The sequence below is a fragment of the Bacillus sp. SM2101 genome (assembly GCF_018588585.1).
GTDB lineage: Bacteria > Bacillota > Bacilli > Bacillales > SM2101 > Nanhaiella > Nanhaiella sioensis.
On record NZ_JAEUFG010000087.1, the window covers coordinates 1 to 1,879 of the forward strand.

The following is a 1,879-nucleotide window of genomic DNA, read 5'->3' on the forward strand; positions in this document are numbered from 1 at the left end:
ACAATATGGCGCTTTTCAGAAACTATACTGAAAAGCGTCTTTCTTTATGTTTTGGGTAATATTGTTTAAACTAAGAACTTTTAGTAACCACAATGGACAATGTGACTACTAACATTATTAAAAGGAAACTTAATTTGATTATAGAAGTATCTATAATATAAATGCTCAAAATTCAATCAACAACATAAGCGAGTTTTCCATCCGGTGTGAAGGCGACAAAATCTGGACCAGCCACAATCTGAACAGTGGCAACTACACAATGAGTTTTTACATCAATGACAGAAACACTGCCAGGAGTAGTATTATTCGTCACATAAGCGAGTTTTCCGTCTGGCGTGAAGGCGATGTCAAGGGGAGTGTTCCCAACCAGTACAGTCGATATCACACAATGAGTTTTCACATCAATAACAGAAACACTACCTGGAGTAGTTGAATTTGTAACATAAGCTAGTTTCTCGTCTGGCGTGAAAGCGACAAACCTTGGATTCCCGTCAACAGAAACAGTGGCGATTATGTTATGCGTTTTGACATCAATGACAGCAACATCCCCAGGATTACATGTTACATAAGCGAGTTTTTCAACTGACGTGAAGGCGATAATCGCTGGAGTACCCCCAACTGAAACAGTGGCGATTACATTATGCGTTTTCACATCAATGACAGAAACACTACTAGGATTAACATTTGTAACATAAGCGAGTTTTCCGTCCGGGGTGAAGGAAATGTCAAAAGGGTCGTCAACTGAAACAGTGGCAATCACGCTATGCGTTTTCGCGTCGATGACAAAAACAGTGCCATCCTCACGACTTGCCACATAAGCGAGTTTTCCATCCGGCGTGAAAGTTACAATCGTTGGTGAAGCAACAATCTGAATAGTGGTAATCACTTTATGTGTTTTCACATCAATGACAGAAACACTACCAAAAGTAGCATTATTCGTCACATAAGCTAATTTTTCATCCGGTGAGAATGCAATGTCAATAGGGTTCTCAACTGAAACAGTAGCGATTACGCTATGAGTTTTCACATCAATGACATCAACACTTCCAAGTGTATTATTCGTCACATAAGCGAGCTTCCCATCCGGTGTGAAGATAGACTGTTTAAATAAAGTAGAAATATCACCAGCAGGTACAGTAGCAATTATCCTATGTGTTTTCACATCAATCACAGTTGTCGTCAAAAAAAACACCTCTTCTCATTAACATTGTTTTCTATAAAGATATGAGAAGATTAGCTTGGATGATGAGAAATCCTATTTTAAAGTTTTTCTAACAGTTGACAAAAAGGCTTTAATGGCAAAAATTCATTATTTTTTTGTAAACACAAGTGATATTGTGGTTATTATGTAAATAATATAAATCGGGAGGCGAGGCGGGGATGTTAGAATTAACTGTACGATTAATTATGGTCATTTCGTTTGGAGTTGGAGCAATTTTAATTGCATTATTTCCATTATTAAAAAAGAGAATCAATTTTTTGCATGGTTTAGTATGGTTTCTGGAATTGTGGTATGGTTATTTTTATTGAATATTTATGATCAGATCAAATAAGAAACTAATCTAAATAATAAACATAATAGAAATTAAGTCTCCATAATCATGCAATCTGTATAGTTGCTAGTCCAAGAACATTTTAAAGTTACGAATAATATATACTATTATAACTTTTAAGGATGGGAAGACTTATGAATTCATATTTATTTGTAAGTACTATGGTATGTTATATGTGTATGATGGTAGTATTGGGTGGGAATCTATTTTCTAGAACACCAATAACATCTCCAACTTTTGTACAACCTGAAAGTCCTTTTATAGAGTAAAATATTTGGAGAAGAAGTTATTCCTTAATAATAGAAATATATATTTTGTGAACTCAA

General features: G+C 35.1%; 2 protein-coding genes. One reads left to right on the forward strand and one right to left on the reverse strand.

The genetic code is table 11. The annotated features are described in order from the left end of the window. Positions 1-172: 172 nt before the first annotated feature. The gene (locus JM172_RS24300) at positions 173-1,183 is read right to left on the reverse strand and encodes a cytochrome D1 domain-containing protein (protein WP_214484949.1); all 1,011 of its coding nucleotides are present in this window, start codon (positions 1,181-1,183) and stop codon (positions 173-175) included. Between the two features lie 197 nt (positions 1,184-1,380). On the opposite strand from JM172_RS24300, the gene JM172_RS24305 reads away from it, so the two are divergent. Next, a complete protein-coding gene (locus JM172_RS24305) occupies positions 1,381-1,530 on the forward strand; it encodes a hypothetical protein (protein WP_214484950.1) in 150 nt (49 codons plus the stop codon). The last annotated feature ends 349 nt before the right edge of the window (positions 1,531-1,879 follow it).